Here is a 14,548-nt window from a genome sequence, read left to right as displayed (position 1 = left end):
CATGCTCTCCGTCATCCCCAATCCGCCGCGGATCGCCCTGCCGATCGTCGGCAGCGACGATCTCTTCCCGGTTCGCCGGGTCTACTGCATCGGTCGCAACTACGCCGCCCATGCCCGGGAGATGGGCGCCGACCCCGATCGCGAGCCGCCCTTCTTCTTCATGAAACCGGCCGACGCCCTTCAGCTCGTTCCCGCTCACGGGACGACGGAGCATCCCTACCCTCCGCGCACGACGAACTACCATTTCGAGGTGGAGCTGGTGGCGGCCCTTGGAGAGGGCGGCATCGACATTCCGAAGGAGCGCGCTGCGGCGCATGTCTACGGCTACGCCATCGGCCTCGACATGACGAGGCGCGATCTCCAGGACGAGGCGAAGAAGCTCGCCCGCCCTTGGGATCTCGGCAAGGCCGCGGATTTCTCCGCACCGATCGGTCCTCTGCATCGCGCCGCGTCGTTCGGGCACCCCGACAGAGGAGCCATCACCCTCGGCGTCGACGGCGTGGTCCGCCAGTCCGGTGACCTTGGCGAGATGATCTGGTCGGTGCCCGAGCAGATCGCGCTGCTCTCGACCTATTTCACCCTGGCTCCTGGCGACCTCATCTTCACCGGCACGCCTTCGGGCGTCGGCCCCGTCGATCGCGGGCAGACGATGAGTGCCGCCATCGAGGGCCTCGGCACGATCAGCCTCGTCGTGACCTGAGCGAGTTCATGCTGCTCGATCGGCCTATCTTCCGGCGCCTGTTCCACCTCGGCGCCCTGGCCTTGCGCGGAATGACGCTGGGGGTGAGGGGCGTCGCCATCGACGAGCAGGAGCGCGTCTGCCTCGTGCGCCACACCTACGTCTCGGGTTGGCAATTGCCGGGAGGCGGCATCGAGGTCGGCGAGGACGCGGCCTTGGCGATGGCGCGGGAATTTCGAGAGGAGGCGGAAATCGTCGTCGATCCGGCCGTTCCGCTGCGCCTTCACGGATTCTACCACAATCTGGCCGGCTCCCGCCGCGACCACGTCGCCCTGTTCCTTGCGCCCTCCTTCACCATCCCCAAGCAGAAGGAGCCCGACCGCGAGATCGCGGCCTGCGGCTTCTTTCCGCTGAACTCCCTGCCGGAGGGCACCACCCGCGCCACCCGCGAGCGCCTCAGGGAGATCCGCGACGGCTCGGCACCGGCAGCCATCTGGTGAGGAACGTCCATGGACCAAAGACGCGCCGGCTACCGGCATCGCGATTTCCGCGCTTGCCAGCGCCAGCGGAATGGTGTTTAGAGACGCCGTCCGCAGCCGCCGGGGCGTTTCTTACCTCCAGCGGCACGGTTTGTGAGCGGGTGTAGCTCAGGGGTAGAGCACAACCTTGCCAAGGTTGGGGTCGAGGGTTCGAATCCCTTCGCCCGCTCCAAATCAGACTGCAATTTTCCCTTCTTAATCAGCGATGCTTCAAAGCGGCCTCCGGGCCGCTTTTTCTCAGTGAGGCCCTAACTGGGGCCGAAACGAAGGAAAACCCTGCTCGGGGCTCCGTCGTCTGGATCAGGTGACGGTTGCCGGCCGGGATCAAGGCCGTCGCGCCGAGACCCGTGCCCGGTCCGATGACGAGACGCGTGCCCTTTCCGGATCCTGTTTGGCGATCCGCACCAAATCGGCCGGATCGTCCTGGTCGAGGACGGTCAGAATTGCCGATAGGGACTGTAATCATTGACGAGGCGCATCGCCTCAAGTCCAAAAACAATGCCAATCTCGTTGAGATCGAACCGACAAACCGCATTTGCCATGCGAGTCACGCCACCATTGATCCGCCCTGCGACGGCGAGGAAGGGAACGCGGTCGGATTGCGTCCTGTTGGGTTCAGATAAGCCTGGATGGCCGCGAGTGGACCGTGAAAATCGGCGGTCGCTACCTTCCAGATCGGCGTCGGATGAGTCCCGGTACTCACGAGGACGGCAAAACGCGCGTAGGTACCAACGACGTCAGCGAGCAAGACAGGATAGGTCAGCATCGCGGCAGTTCCTCCTGTGCGGGCCAGCCCGCACTTGCCTCGGGGATTCGCCTTCCTGTCGGACTTCAGGGTGAGGATGTCGTCGATCACTGCATCCATCTCATCGCGATCCAGCCTGATGCTGGGCGTCCCTTGGTAATGGCTCCGCAGGAAGACGTTGAGCGCCCAGCCTGCGGTCGGCGGCATGGCAGCGATGGTCCTGAAGGAAGGTCCGACATGTCCGTTTGGCTGCGACTCCCTGCCGATGACGTGACACCGGCTGCAGAGCTCCACCGACACGGTCCACCCCGGGATGCGACGGTCCACTTTCGCCTCGCTGGCCGGATGGCGGGCAGACGCCGTCAGCAATCCTGCAACGATAGTCGCTACGATCCGGCATGACGTTCCGCGGGTCATGGCTCCCTTTCGAACTTCAGCCAAACCATCGCGCAACCGACGGACAGGATGCCGAGTGTCAGGTGTGCCCAGGTGGCGAAGTCATGAGCGGCGAAGCCGAGCATCCAGGGAGCAAGCACGGCGCACGCACCAGCCACCGCGACGAGGTACTCGACCGCCGTTCGGAAGCGGATCTGGTTGGCCCGGGTCAGAGCTGAGATCAGGAGACCGAGCAGAAGCGCCGATCCTGCGGCTCGGCTTTGGTTGGTGGAAACAACCAGGACGAAAGCGGACACGATCAATGCGGTGCTCGCTAATTGCTGAAGTATCCCGAGCAAGATTTCGTCGGTTCGCCAAACAGGATTGTGAGAGGTGTGTCGTCGAACCCGAGCCATGGCTTTACCCTTCCAGACGAAGCGGGGCGGGCTTTCAGGCATGGATCTCGGCGATGATGCATCCGGGATCGACGATCTCGCTGGCGGGCGCGATGACGTCCAGTTGCCCCCCAGTCGGCGAAATGATGTCATGGAGAGCCTCACCGATCCGGACGGTCGCCACGGCCTCTCCGGCCCTGACCCTCGCTCCGTCCTCCACGAGCCAGCGTTCGAGGATGCCTTCGGGCAGCATCCCCGTGGACCAGAGATCCTCGGATACGCGAATGTCCGGCATGGCCTGCTTCCCTGAGTTCATGGCACCCGACACCCGGATCCCACGAGGGAAAGTTTCCGCATCGAGGCAGCGGCCGCGTTGATCTGGATCAGCAAGCATCCGTCCGCTTCAAGGTCGAGACGCGCCGACCGGGGTTGAGGCACATCAAGGCGGCGCTGGCAGCGGTGCGCGTACATCCTTCGACGCCTTGCCCCGGGTCGGCACCATGCTCCTCGCGATGTTCGCCAGCGTGATCCTCGTCATCGGCACTATCATGGTGCTGTACGAAGTCCTGCGCCTGACTTCCGAGCACCTCGCGGAACTGCCGATCCCGCCGCGTGCCCGCATTCTCGTCGTGGTGCTGGCAGCCTTCGTCGGCCATACGGCGGCAGTCTGGATCTATGCCGGCGCCTACTGGCTTCTGGTGCTCCAGCTCGGCAACGGCGCTTTCGCGGGAGTGCCCGTCACCACCTTCGAGGACTGCCTTTACTTCTCGGTGGTGACTTATACCTCGCTGGGCTTCGGCGACCACTTCCCGACAGGCCACGCGCGGCTGATCTCCGGCGTCGAGGCGCTCAATGGCCTACTCCTGATCGGCTGGTCGGCATCCTTCACGTATCTCGCCATGGAACGCTACTGGCCGCTGCACGGGAAAGGTCTCACGCAAGAGGCAGGAAGCGCCGGCCTCGATGTCGTCGAAATGGAAACGAAACGCGCTCGCTTCTATCCGGCGGTGGGTGCCGCGTTTGCGGCAGATCAAGGCGCCCGCCTGGCCACAGGCTCCATCCCGCTCTCAGAAGACGAGACATCATCTCTTCACGGGAGATCGGAGGCGAGCCGATGAGGCAGTTTCTGGTGACGTTCCACAAGCTGGTCGGCGATGGACGGGGTTACGAGCGGTGCGCGCTTCAGCACCAGGTCCTCATTCCGGCGACATCGACAGCGTCAGCCATCGCAGGTGGACAAGCCCTGTTTTGCGAAGCCAACGGCATCGTCGACTGGCGGCTTCGCGCGGATACATGCGAGGCCACGGTGATAGAGGAAAAGTTCACCTAGCCTTGCTCGAACGGAGACCGACGTCATGGTCCACGATCTGACCGATCACGTGCATTGGCAGGGCCGCCAATGGGCGGTTACCGAGTTCGGGATCGAAGCTCTCGACGGGATGTATCATGTCCCTTCGTCCGAGATCTGGGACGACAATGGGCGGCCGCCGGGTTGGCTCAATAGCCTGCACCGCCGCTATGGCACGGACCGTGACGATCTGAACGCCGCCGTGAAGGTCGCCAGGTCGATCTGGTCGCGCCCCTGTGCCCCGCCCTTGGAAGGCACAAGGGCAGGGACAGGAGCGACCTGGCGCCAGCGCTGAAACAGCCGGTAGAACCCGATGATCCGGAAGGTCTGAGCACCGCCATCGGTCCCTCGAAACCGCGTCTTGTGGGCATTCCCGGATCGCGCCTGATCACGGGCGCCTCGGACGACGATCCTGGTGGGATCGCCGCTTACGGGTAGGCCCGAGCGCAATGACGTCATTGCGGTGCCGATCATGGGGGTGATGATGCGGGCCGCCTCTCGGAGCGACATCATGGGCACCTTCGCGGTGCATGGCCCCATCAAGTGGTTTGAGTGGACGGCCGCCGCCTGCATGCTGCTCGCCGTCGCAGCGATGCTGGTCGGCGCAGTTATTCCCTTGCGATAGATCAAGGCCGGCCAAGCCTAGCTGCTGGATCCTCGGTGAACCCATCGACGCAAGGGCGCACCATGCCAGAGACAGACCAACCTTCACGACCAGCCGTGCTCGTGGCCGAGCCGCAGGCGTTGCCGGCCATGTGGCTGGAGGACACGCTGGCCGAGAAGGGTTTCACGGTCGAGGGGCCCTACGCCACCTGCGAGGCGGCCGTTGATGCACTTGCCCGCAGCGAGCCGGCCTTCGCCATCGTGAGCGTCGACCTCCGGGAAGGACCTTGCTTTCCGCTGACCTGCGCGTTGCGCCGCCGCGGCATTCCCTTCGCGATGCTCTCGGGCTCGATCCTCGTTCCGCGGTCCTTCCTCGACATCCCGGTGCTCGACCGGCCTTGCTTGGCCGAGGTCGTCGAACGGGCCGTCAGGACGGGTCGACTGCCGGAGGGGGGACAAGCGGAGCTCAGGACATGCCCGATGGAGGACAGGATCCGGTCCGGTGAACCCTTTGCGCTGAATCAATGCCCCCCGTCCTGCGGGGGCGAGGATGCATTACCCGGCCCGGAACATCCGAATCCCTGCCGGCCTCCTCCGTCCAAGGGAGATTCCCGATGAACGACAAGATCCTTCGCCAGAGCATCATCGACGAGCTCGACTTCGAGCCCAGCATCGACGCGGCCAACATCGGCGTCGCGGTGGACAACGGCATCGTCACGCTCACCGGACATGTCGGGAGCTACGCCGAGCGCCTGACGGCCGAAAGAGCCGCTCGAAAGGTGCGCGGCGTGCGGGGAGTGGTCGAGGAGATCAAGGTCCGTTTCGCCGGCCAAGCGGCGCCACGCGACGAGGACTTGGCCAAACGCGCCGTGCAGATGCTCGACTGGTCCGTCACGGTTCCCGAGAACGCCGTCCAGGTGAAGGTGCAGGACGGCTGGGTGACGCTCACGGGCGACGTCGAGTGGCAGTTCCAGAAGGAGGAGGCCCAGGCCGCCCTCAAGCGGCTCTCGGGCGTCGCCGGCATCATCAACATGATCGAGGTGAGGCCCAAGGCGAATGCCGCCGACGTGCGAAAGAAGATCGAGGCGGCGCTCAAGCGCAACGCAGAGGTCGAGGCCGACGCGATCAGGGTGACGGTCCAGGACGCGAAGGTGACTCTGAAGGGGAAGGTGCACGCCTGGCACGAGCGGAGCCTCGTCGAGAATGCCGCCTGGTCGGCTCCGGGCGTGCGGTCCGTCGTGGATCACCTGACGCTGGGATGAGAGGCAGGCCGGAGCCAGAGGAAAGCTCGGTTTTGGACGCCCATACGCTTGGACCTACCCCAAGCCGTCATTGAGCAGGAGATCTTCCATGACCTACGCCAGCCTCATGGTCGCCGTCGACCTCGGCAAGCATGCGCGCGACCGCGTCCGACTGGCCGGGCACCTCGCCGACGAGTTCGGGGCGCGCCTCATCGGCGTCGCAGCCGAGATGCCGGCCTACGAGGCCGCACCCGTCGGTCCGACGCTCGGCGGAGCGTATAGCCTCCCCTCGATCCGGGAAGCCGTACTCGTCGACCTCCAGATGGCCCATGCCGCCTTCGACGAAGCCTCCCGTGGCCGAAGCCGCGTCGAGTGGCGTTCGAACCTCGACCTCCCGATGGCGTTCCTCGCCCGCCAGTCGGCCGCCGCAGACCTCGTGATCACGGGCCGAGGTAACGACGGCAACCCGCTGCTGTCCGTCGATCCGGGAGATGTGCTGATGCAGCTCGGCGGTCCGGTGCTGGTCGTCCCACCCGAAATCGACCGCCTCGACATCAAGCGTGTGGCGATCGCCTGGAAGAACACGCGCGAGGCACGCCGAGCCCTCCGAGACGCTTTGCCGTTTCTCAACCTGGCGTCCCACGTGGTGGTGGTGAGCATCGACGACGGAAAAGGCGCGGCCGACACCCGCGACGTCGTCGGCCTACTCCAGGCACATGACGTCTACGCCACCGCCGTCGCGAAGGACGCCTATGGCGCCGCGACCGCCGAGGTGCTCGTCGAGGCGGCCTGCGAACATGCCGCCGACCTCATCGTGGCAGGCGCCTACGGACATGGTCGTCTGCGCGAGTGGGCCTTCGGAGGTGTTACGCGAGACCTGCTCGCGAGCTGCCCCGTCTGTTGTCTGATGAGTCACTGACCAAGTCCGACACGTCGCGGGACCTCATCCTGTCCATCTCGTAAGACCAAGCAGAACGGATAGACCGGTAATTCGTTGGAATATACCATTCTCGGGGATTGCAATGCCCTTGTATTTCTTCGATGTTTATGATGGCGCTATGCAGTTGGACGAAGAAGGCGTCCAATGCGAAGATCTGCAGGCTGCGCGCCTCGTGGCAAAGAAGCTCCTGCCGAACATCGCGAGAGATGAGGCTTCTCAAGGCAGCGACTCCCACATCTACGCCGTCGTAGTCAGCGACGCAGATCATTGCCCGGTCTATACGGTCAGCCTTACCGTCATAGGGCTATGGATCATCCGATGACCCGAACCGCACCGCGGCGGCGGTTCTCAGCGAGTTCAGCGAAGCATTTGCCATCAGCTGCAGGTATGCAGACCACCATAGGGAAATCGAGCTCGGGGCGGCGGATCAATTCGCCAGCGATTTCATGTAGGCGATGAGAGCGTCCGCCTCGTCCGGTTCGAGCCGGAACTCAGGCATGGTCGGATGTCCAGTAGTGATCCCCTCGACCAGAGCCTCCGCCAAGTCCCCGACTGGATAGCGCTCGTGCAGCGCGCGGAAGGGGGGCGCCTCGCGAAGGGGGCTAGACCCGAACCGCGCCACGGCATGGCAACGGGCGCAGTTGGCCAAGGCGATGAGCTCGCCCCGCTTGACCCGACGGTCCCAGGCGGCCGCAGAACCGACCGAAAGGGTTTCGATGAAAACGAGCGCCAGGACGGCTAGGATGCGGACAGAGCTTGAGCGGAGCATCAGTGGCTCATCAGGCAGCAGACCGGCATGGTCTGTAGAGTGTCGCGAGTGGCACCACCGAAGATCCACTCCCTTAGTCTGGTGTGGCCGTAGGCGCCCATGACGACGAGGTCGGCTCGCTCACGTTGGGCGAGGCTCATGATCTCGTCGGACGGTTCGAACGTTGGGTTCGGCAGCAGGTGCGTGGTCACGCTGACGCCATGTCCTGACAAATAAGCGGCCACGTCCTCGGCCCCCTCCTGATGCGCATGTGATCCGACCACCACGACATGGACCGCGTCCGCGCGGCAAAGGAACGGCAAGGCGTCCTGGACAGCCCTCCGTGCCTCGCGCGTATCCTTCCAGGCCACGACGACCCGCTTGGCCGAGAGACGTTCGATGCCGGGCGGAGCGACGAGCACGGGGCGACCGACCTCCATCAGGAGCGGGCCGGCCGAGACGCCCATCAGGCCAGGATCGCCGTCGGCCGGTCCCTGGCGTCCGATCACCACCAGATCCGCGGCGCGGGCCTGTTCGACTAGAAAAGCCGTCGGGTTGGCCAATGCCGCGCGCCATGCCATCCGCACGCCACGTTCCACCTCACGCTCGAACACGGCTCTGACCTCGGCGAGTTGCTCGTTCGCGCGCCGTTCCTCCACCTCGTAAATTCGCTCCACCTCCCCGACGTCGCTGACAGCGACGAGGCCGGGCACCTGGCGCGCGGCGACGCCGGTCAACGTGGCCTCGAAGCGCTCGGCGAGACCTGCGGCGAGCTGGACCCTGTCCGCTGTGGCTGACCCGAGATCGAGCGACACCATTATGTTGGAGATCTTCATTTATGCCTCTCCCTGGTCAGTTGCGCCAGCCATAGGGAGGATTGAGCACTCACGCCTGCGGACCGCCTTGATCCATCTCAAGGGTTGGTGATGGTCGGTCCAAGGCTGAAGCCGATGACACGACGGTGTGTCCTTCGTTCGCCGATGCGGCCATCAAGGGTGGGTTCCATGGATTGGCGCCGTGAGCAGGATCAGCTGTAGAGAGCCTGAGCGAGGGCTTGATAGAGCGGCAACCCGACAAGGATGTTGAACGGGAAGGTGATCGCCAGCGAGCAGGTCAGGTAGAGGCCAGGATTGGCCTCAGGCAGCGCCAGTTGCACGGCGGCTGGAGCTGCGATGTACGACGCGCTGGCGGCGAGCGCCGCGAGCACGACCGCTCCGCCCGGCGACATCCCCAGGACATGCGCCAGTCCGATTCCCATCAAGCCGTGCAGGACCGGCATCACCAGTGCGAACCCGATGAGGAAGGCACCGACCTTGCGGAACTCTCCCGCCTTGCTCGCCGCCATCCGGCCGAGTTCGAGCAGGAACAGGCAGAGCGCACCCTGGAAGAGATCGACGAAGAACGGCTTGACCTTGTCGATGCTCGCAGGTCCGGCGAGCGCCCCGATGGCGAGGCCGCCGAGGAGGAGGACGATGCTTTTGGAAGACAGCACCTCCGCCAGGATTGAATGATGACACGTACGGCCGAGCTGCGGTGAGTCGCCGAGCATCAAAGCACCGCCTCCGCCGCTCGCCACGAGGTGGTTCGCACCTGCGCTCTGCGCCAGGCGCGCGAGAGCGATGGCGACGATGATGGCCGGCACCTCCATCGTCGCGAGGAGGACCGCCACGTAACCCTCATAGGGCGTGCCCTGGCGGTCCAGCATGGTCGTGACGGCCGCGAAGGTCACGGCGGACACGGACCCGTAATGCGCAGCGATCGCTGCCGCGTTCTCCACCGAGAGGCCGCCGAAGCGGCGCAGGGCGGCGTAGCTCCAGAGCGGGATCAGGCTGCAGAGGGCGAGCGCGCCGGCGATCGGGGCGGCGATGGCCGCAAGGTCGGCGTGACGCAGCTCCGCTCCGCCGCGCAGGCCGATCGAGAACATCAGGTACATCGACAGAGCGGCGAAGACGCCGTCCGGCACGCGAAGGTCGGATCGGGCCAGGACGGCCAGTCCACCGAGACCGAAACACAGGACCGCCGGCGACAGGAGGTTGGCTTGCGCGAGTTCGAGGGCTGTCATCTGGTCTGCTCCGGGTCGTTGAGATGCCTCGGACGAGCGACGAGCCGCGCAGTCATTGGACTACCGGGGCGGCGTTTCGCTTCCTGAGGTCACCGTCTCGAGGTGCAGGATAGAGGCACCAACGGAGCGATAAATGTCGCGGGATCTAGGCAGCACATTGCTTTAGGCAATGAGTTTCGTCGAAGCCGTTGAATTCCTCTATCGATGATCGGCACCCGGCAGAGGGCTGTTCCCGGCGATGGGCTCCGGGGTCCTTGGCGAGGCGTGGGCACTCCTTCGCTCCAGGGATGTCTTGATGGTGTCCGACAGCAGCTCCGCAGCGCGCGAAAGGACGCCGGGCGCACGGTAGAGGACGATCTCGGTATCCGGCAGTTTGGGCAGGTTCAGCTGGACGGCCACCGAAACCAGCCCCGCCGGCACCATCTCGGTGGGGAGGACGGTGATCCCGAGCCCTGCCTGCACGGCCGCCTGCAAGCCAGCCAGGCTCGGGCTCGTATAGGCGATGCGCCAAGGGCGGCGGGCTGCGTCGAGGGCCGTGAGCGCCCGCTTCCGGTACACGTCGGGAACAGGCGAAAGGACGAGGGGCACCGGCGCGTCTTCGCTCAGAACCAGCCGCGGCGACGCCGCCCAATCCAGAATTTCGCGCCAGACGCCGATGCCGCCACCGGGACCCTGCGGCTCGCGCTTGAACAGCATGAGGTCGTAGTGGCCCTTCGAGAAATCGTCGAGAAGGTTGACGGTGAAGTCGCAGTTGACCTCCAGGGCGACCTGCGGATGCGCCCGAGCGAACTGCGCCAGGATCTCCGACAAATGCGTTGTGGCGAAGTCCTCGGGTGTCCCGAGCCGCACCGTTCCGGAGACGTCAGGCTCCATCACGCGCGCCCGGGCTTCGTTGCCGAGCTTGAGCATCTGCCTCGCGTAGTTCAGCAGGATTTCGCCGTGCGGCGTGAGCTGCACCTCGCGTCCCTCACGGTCGAACAGCCGGCATCCGAGGCTGTCTTCCAGGCGCTTGATCTGCAGCGAGACCGTCGGCTGCGCTCGGTTGATCCGCTGTGCGGCCCGCGTGAAGCTGCCATTGTCGACGACGGCGACGAATGTACGCAGGACGTCGAGGTCGAACGGCAGGGGCTGCATCGTCGGCTCTTCAAGGGTTCGGCTTCGGCATTCTACGGTGCGGACAGGGATCCAGCCGGGGCTTCGACTGCCGACGCACATCTCGGTCGCCTCTGCGGCTGGAAATGAAATTCCGCAAATCCAAGATGGTCGAGAAACCCATTGCCTTTCGCAATGACCGTCATTGCAGATTTAGGGCCTTTCACAACCCTGCTCAGCCGCCCAACTTCGATGGCAACCCGGATCCGGGCCCCTCTGGTGAGAGCTGTCGGCGCTCTCGCGATGTCGGATCGTTCTCGACATCGCTTGCCGGCCTCAGCAGGGGTACCTCGTGGAACTCGCCATTGTCTCCGTCCTGTGGCTCGGCAAGCCGCTCTGGATGTGGCTCGCTTTCCTTTCGATCGTCGCGACCCTTTTGGTTCTCGACCTGGGCGTTCTTCACCGCAAGACGCGCGAGATCGGGGTGCGCGAGAGCCTCGGCCTGAGCGCGATCTACATCGCGCTCGGTCTCGCGTTCGGCGGCTGGATCTGGTGGTACCTCGGCCAAGACGCCGGCATGGCCTATCTGACGGGCTTTGCGGTGGAGAAGGCGCTGGCGATGGACAACGTCTTCGTCATCGCGATGATCTTTACCTTCTTCTCTGTGCCGCGCCTCTATCAGCACCGGGTGCTGTTCTGGGGTATCCTCGGAGTCATCGTGCTGCGCGCGATCATGATCGGGGTAGGCGCCACTATCGTCGCACAGGCCTCCTGGGTTCTCTACCTGTTCGCGATCTTCCTCATCGCCACGGGCGTGAAGATGATCGTGTTCGCCGACAGGACCTACGACGTCGCCGCGAACCCCGTGCTGCGCTTCATGCGTGCCCGCCTCAACGTCACGGATGATCTGCACGGCGAGAAGTTCTTCGTTCGCCAGACCTCGCCGACGACCGGCAAGGCCGTGTGGTTCATGACGCCGCTGTTCCTCGCGCTTGTGATGATCGAGATCGCCGACGTGATCTTCGCGGTCGACTCGGTTCCGGCCATCTTCGCGATCACCACGGACCCGTTCATCGTCTACACCTCGAACATCTTCGCCATCCTCGGGTTGCGCGCACTGTACTTCGCACTCGCGGCAATGGTGGACCGCTTCCACTACCTCAAATACGCGCTCGCTGGCGTGCTGATCTTCATCGGATCGAAGATCTTCGTGGCGGGTATCTTAGGTATGGAGAAATTCCCGCCGGCCCTGTCGCTCGGGATCACCTTCGGCCTTCTCATTACGGGCGTGCTCTGGAGCCTGTGGAAGACGAGGAGCCACGCAGCTGCGGCTTCGGCCCAGGGCGCAACATCGCTTCCCCGCTGACGAGGATCAAGTTCGGAGCCGGCCATGCTCGGTTCCGGAAAGGCGCGGGATTACCCCCGGGTTACGCGCCTCGGACGGGCCGATCTTCGACTAGAGCGGCCCCTCCAAATCGGGGAAGGCCACGACAAGGAGCAAAGAGCCATGAACCTCATCACCATCGATCGTCTCACCCGCCCGGAGGCGCTGCTCATCGAGAAGGACACACGCGAGGGCGTCATCGCCCGCCGTAATGTCCTGTAGGTCTTTGGGCAGCAGAACGCCTTGGTCTGATAGGACTCGAAGCGGAAACCTGCGCTTGGACCGTACGCTTCGCCGACCTTGAGGAGCCGGGGCATGACGACGTCATCGCGAGAATGTTCGCGGATCTGAGCTCTTCGAGCGCGTCGGTCTGCGAACGCAGCCTCCGCCGGCAGTCGCGGGAGAAGCAGATGCGGGCGGAGCTGCAACTCGGCTGCGAATGATGCAAAGGTCGAGCCCTGCGATTTCACGGAGCCTTCTTAGCCTAGTCATCTGCACGAGGAGCCCGCCGACTTCGCGCAGTGTGCTACGCAATCGCTGCCCGACCCACTCAAGCCAGCTTCAAATGGTCATGGACCGAATGGACGCCAGCAGCCGACCACGCCGCACGCTCGGCCAGTTCGCGCTCGCTCCAGACGTCGACATACCCATCGAGGAACACCGTGTCCCCCTCGACGCGTACCGTGATGTTGTCGGGGTCCTTCGCCGTGCGCCTTAAAGCCGCGAGGACCTTCGATTTCACGTCCGCAGAACTCGCCGTCGGCTTGACCGCGAGGAGGTTCAGAACCTCCCGGACCCCGGTCAGCCTTGATACGGCGGATTGTGCGACCACCCTCTGGTAGTACCAGGGCACGGAGCCATCGAGCGTGACGCAGCCATGCTCGACCTTGACCTTGATCGCCCCGTCGGGAACCTGGACGTTCCAGGCCAGGACCTTCACGACACGCGCGGCGAGTTCCTCGTCACCTGTCTTCTCGTCGGCGGGGTAGCGGACCTCGATTTCCTCGACGACGGCCCTGACGCCCTGAACCCGCTGCACGGTCTTCTCGGCTGCGATCTTCTCGGCATAGGTGGCGACGTGACCTGACAGCGTCACGATGCTGTCCCGAACGGCCACGCCGACATGCGCTGCGTCGACCTTCGGGTCGAAATCCAACTCCGCCAGAACGTGCTGGCGCAAGGTCATGTCGTCCATCTTTTATCTCCCACGCGGTGTTGCCTGCGTTTTCAGAGCACCAGCCAAAGCAGCATCGGCGTCACCACGGCAGCCGCGACCGCGAGGCCAAGCGCCTGCAGGCTGCCGATGCTCTGGTAGCGGTGCCCCTCTGTGACGATGGAGGGCGCATCCGAGTTGCTCGCCCGCAGGCCAACCGGCATCCGGATGTACCGGATGGTCTCGATGTAGGTGGATCTCACGACCAGGGTCATCGCCCGCTCCCGTTTTCGATTACGAAAGCCATGATCACCGCGGCGACGGGCCTCGCCTTGAGGTGGATCAAGGCCGTCGCCGGCGGGGGCGTGCCTGCTCCACAGGAGGGCCAAGACCTCTTTGCAAAGCTGACGCCGCAACGGAAGTCGGATCGAAGGGAAGGAGGGTGGCACTAGCGGTAACGATGCCTGCCAGGAGCCTCAGGTCGTCCGGCAGCCGTGGATCGCGCGAGATGCGATCTGCTTCCCATTGCAGGCGAAGATTGCAGGAGATGGAAGGCAGGGCTGCGACAGGCGTGCAGGCGTCGTGCCGAGCGCAGCACGCCAGTGTTCGGCGGGCGCTGCGACCCGGGATTGGGCTTCCAAAGAGGGCGAGGCAGCGCCAGACGTGGTCATGGCATGTTCCGGCGATGTCCCGACGCAGGAGACCCTTGCTGCCGTGAACTGGCTACGCCGACACGTCCCGGAGCTGCGCGTCAGAGTGGTGAACGTCGTCGACCTGATGACGCTGCCGTCCCGCGAGATGCACCCGCACGGCCTCGACGACCCGACCTTCGACAGCCTGTTCACCCGCGACCGCCCGGTGGTATTCGCCTATCAGGGCTGTCCTTGGCTGTTCCACCGGCAGACCTACAAGCGGACCAATCACCCGCAATGCCACGTGCACGGGTTCATCGAGGAGGCGCCACCACGACGCTCTTCGACATGTGCGTGTTGAACCGTATCGACCGCCTTCACCTGGCGCTGGCAGCCTTGCAGTCGGCATCTCGGCTCGCCGGACGCGTCGAGCATGCCGAGACAGCGCTTCGGAAGGCACTTGCGGCTCAGCACGAGCACGTCCGTCGCATCGCCGACGACCTGTCGGAGGCGAGGGATTGGGTCTGGCCGGAACGAAGTGTGCCTGAAGTCGCGTCAGAGGCCTCCGACTCCCGTCGAGCCTTGTCGGATTTTCAGAGCGTCCGCTTCTAG

21 protein-coding genes, 1 tRNA gene and 1 pseudogene are annotated in these 14,548 nt (G+C 64.7%); 14 read left to right on the top strand and 9 right to left on the bottom strand.

What is annotated here, in order from left to right:
* Window position 1 precedes the first annotated feature (1 nt).
* The 3 genes from K2Y56_RS03350 to K2Y56_RS03340 all read left to right on the top strand — a co-directional run bounded on the left by K2Y56_RS03350 (window position 2) and on the right by K2Y56_RS03340 (window position 1,390).
* Window positions 2–700, top strand: a complete 699-nt coding sequence (locus K2Y56_RS03350) for a fumarylacetoacetate hydrolase family protein (RefSeq protein ID WP_292505022.1) — start codon at window positions 2–4, stop codon at window positions 698–700.
* Window positions 701–708: 8 nt separating this feature from the next.
* Window positions 709–1,179 carry an NUDIX domain-containing protein gene (locus tag K2Y56_RS03345; protein ID WP_292505019.1) on the top strand — a complete coding sequence of 157 codons (471 nt, stop codon included), beginning with the start codon at window positions 709–711 and terminating at the stop codon, window positions 1,177–1,179.
* Window positions 1,180–1,315: 136 nt separating this feature from the next.
* Window positions 1,316–1,390: transfer RNA gene (locus K2Y56_RS03340), tRNA-Gly, on the top strand.
* A 375-nt stretch (window positions 1,391–1,765) separates the two neighbouring features.
* Here the strand turns inward: K2Y56_RS03340 and K2Y56_RS03335 are convergent.
* The 3 genes from K2Y56_RS03335 to K2Y56_RS03325 all read right to left on the bottom strand — a co-directional run bounded on the left by K2Y56_RS03335 (window position 1,766) and on the right by K2Y56_RS03325 (window position 3,028).
* Window positions 1,766–2,170, bottom strand: coding sequence for a hypothetical protein (locus K2Y56_RS03335; RefSeq protein ID WP_292505016.1), 405 nt, complete (start codon window positions 2,168–2,170; stop codon window positions 1,766–1,768).
* 206 nt (window positions 2,171–2,376) lie between these two features.
* On the bottom strand, window positions 2,377–2,796 hold the full coding sequence (locus K2Y56_RS03330) for an SPW repeat protein (RefSeq protein WP_292505013.1): 420 nt from the start codon (window positions 2,794–2,796) through the stop codon (window positions 2,377–2,379).
* A complete protein-coding gene (locus K2Y56_RS03325) occupies window positions 2,789–3,028 on the bottom strand; it encodes a biotin/lipoyl-containing protein (protein WP_292505011.1) in 240 nt (79 codons plus the stop codon). Before K2Y56_RS03325 ends, K2Y56_RS03330 begins: the two co-directional genes overlap by 8 nt.
* A gap of 205 nt (window positions 3,029–3,233) precedes the next feature.
* On the opposite strand from K2Y56_RS03325, the gene K2Y56_RS03320 reads away from it, so the two are divergent.
* From K2Y56_RS03320 to K2Y56_RS03285, 8 genes are all read left to right on the top strand, one after another.
* Complete coding sequence (locus tag K2Y56_RS03320; protein ID WP_292505008.1) at window positions 3,234–3,851, top strand: potassium channel family protein; 618 nt, start codon at window positions 3,234–3,236, stop codon at window positions 3,849–3,851.
* Window positions 3,848–4,063 carry a hypothetical protein gene (locus K2Y56_RS03315; protein WP_292505006.1) on the top strand — a complete coding sequence of 72 codons (216 nt, stop codon included), beginning with the start codon at window positions 3,848–3,850 and terminating at the stop codon, window positions 4,061–4,063. Before K2Y56_RS03320 ends, K2Y56_RS03315 begins: the two co-directional genes overlap by 4 nt.
* A gap of 25 nt (window positions 4,064–4,088) precedes the next feature.
* Window positions 4,089–4,376 (top strand): hypothetical protein, encoded by a 288-nt coding sequence (locus K2Y56_RS03310; RefSeq protein ID WP_292505003.1) that lies wholly within the window; start codon window positions 4,089–4,091, stop codon window positions 4,374–4,376.
* Window positions 4,377–4,496: 120 nt separating this feature from the next.
* Window positions 4,497–4,706 carry a hypothetical protein gene (locus tag K2Y56_RS03305; RefSeq protein WP_292505001.1) on the top strand — a complete coding sequence of 70 codons (210 nt, stop codon included), beginning with the start codon at window positions 4,497–4,499 and terminating at the stop codon, window positions 4,704–4,706.
* Between the two features lie 95 nt (window positions 4,707–4,801).
* Complete coding sequence (locus K2Y56_RS03300) at window positions 4,802–5,302, top strand: histidine kinase (RefSeq protein ID WP_366848165.1); 501 nt, start codon at window positions 4,802–4,804, stop codon at window positions 5,300–5,302.
* Entirely contained in the window at window positions 5,299–5,946 is a 648-nt protein-coding gene (locus tag K2Y56_RS03295) for a BON domain-containing protein (protein WP_292504998.1), read from the top strand. Before K2Y56_RS03300 ends, K2Y56_RS03295 begins: the two co-directional genes overlap by 4 nt.
* A gap of 88 nt (window positions 5,947–6,034) precedes the next feature.
* Window positions 6,035–6,844 carry a universal stress protein gene (locus tag K2Y56_RS03290; RefSeq protein WP_292504995.1) on the top strand — a complete coding sequence of 270 codons (810 nt, stop codon included), beginning with the start codon at window positions 6,035–6,037 and terminating at the stop codon, window positions 6,842–6,844.
* A gap of 103 nt (window positions 6,845–6,947) precedes the next feature.
* A complete protein-coding gene (locus K2Y56_RS03285; RefSeq protein WP_292504992.1) occupies window positions 6,948–7,187 on the top strand; it encodes a hypothetical protein in 240 nt (79 codons plus the stop codon).
* Window positions 7,188–7,292: 105 nt separating this feature from the next.
* Here K2Y56_RS03285 and K2Y56_RS03280 read toward each other — a convergent pair whose 3' ends face one another.
* From K2Y56_RS03280 to K2Y56_RS03265, 4 genes are all read right to left on the bottom strand, one after another.
* Window positions 7,293–7,634 (bottom strand): cytochrome c, encoded by a 342-nt coding sequence (locus K2Y56_RS03280; RefSeq protein WP_292504989.1) that lies wholly within the window; start codon window positions 7,632–7,634, stop codon window positions 7,293–7,295.
* The gene (locus tag K2Y56_RS03275) at window positions 7,634–8,449 is read right to left on the bottom strand and encodes a universal stress protein (RefSeq protein ID WP_292504986.1); all 816 of its coding nucleotides are present in this window, start codon (window positions 8,447–8,449) and stop codon (window positions 7,634–7,636) included. Before K2Y56_RS03275 ends, K2Y56_RS03280 begins: the two co-directional genes overlap by 1 nt.
* A gap of 191 nt (window positions 8,450–8,640) precedes the next feature.
* Complete coding sequence (locus tag K2Y56_RS03270; protein ID WP_292504983.1) at window positions 8,641–9,675, bottom strand: sodium-dependent bicarbonate transport family permease; 1,035 nt, start codon at window positions 9,673–9,675, stop codon at window positions 8,641–8,643.
* 198 nt (window positions 9,676–9,873) lie between these two features.
* Window positions 9,874–10,809, bottom strand: a complete 936-nt coding sequence (locus tag K2Y56_RS03265; RefSeq protein ID WP_292504982.1) for a LysR substrate-binding domain-containing protein — start codon at window positions 10,807–10,809, stop codon at window positions 9,874–9,876.
* A gap of 358 nt (window positions 10,810–11,167) precedes the next feature.
* On the opposite strand from K2Y56_RS03265, the gene K2Y56_RS03260 reads away from it, so the two are divergent.
* Window positions 11,168–12,133 carry a TerC family protein gene (locus K2Y56_RS03260; RefSeq protein ID WP_292505245.1) on the top strand — a complete coding sequence of 322 codons (966 nt, stop codon included), beginning with the start codon at window positions 11,168–11,170 and terminating at the stop codon, window positions 12,131–12,133.
* A 266-nt stretch (window positions 12,134–12,399) separates the two neighbouring features.
* Window positions 12,400–12,594 carry an ATPase inhibitor subunit zeta gene (locus K2Y56_RS26435; protein WP_366848200.1) on the top strand — a complete coding sequence of 65 codons (195 nt, stop codon included), beginning with the start codon at window positions 12,400–12,402 and terminating at the stop codon, window positions 12,592–12,594.
* 107 nt (window positions 12,595–12,701) lie between these two features.
* On the opposite strand, the gene K2Y56_RS03255 is transcribed toward K2Y56_RS26435, so the two are convergent.
* A complete protein-coding gene (locus K2Y56_RS03255; RefSeq protein ID WP_292504979.1) occupies window positions 12,702–13,346 on the bottom strand; it encodes a BON domain-containing protein in 645 nt (214 codons plus the stop codon).
* Window positions 13,347–13,378: 32 nt separating this feature from the next.
* Window positions 13,379–13,579: a hypothetical protein gene (locus tag K2Y56_RS03250; protein ID WP_292504976.1), complete on the bottom strand. Its 201-nt coding sequence runs from the start codon at window positions 13,577–13,579 to the stop codon at window positions 13,379–13,381.
* 316 nt (window positions 13,580–13,895) lie between these two features.
* Between K2Y56_RS03250 and K2Y56_RS03245 the strand changes: the two are divergent.
* Window positions 13,896–14,473: pseudogene (locus K2Y56_RS03245) on the top strand (phosphoketolase); the annotation flags it as partial.
* Between the last annotated feature and the right edge of the window lie 75 nt (window positions 14,474–14,548).

This window comes from Methylobacterium sp., assembly GCF_019745455.1.
Lineage (GTDB): Bacteria > Pseudomonadota > Alphaproteobacteria > Rhizobiales > Beijerinckiaceae > Methylobacterium.
This window is presented reverse-complemented; position numbering and strand designations above follow the sequence as displayed.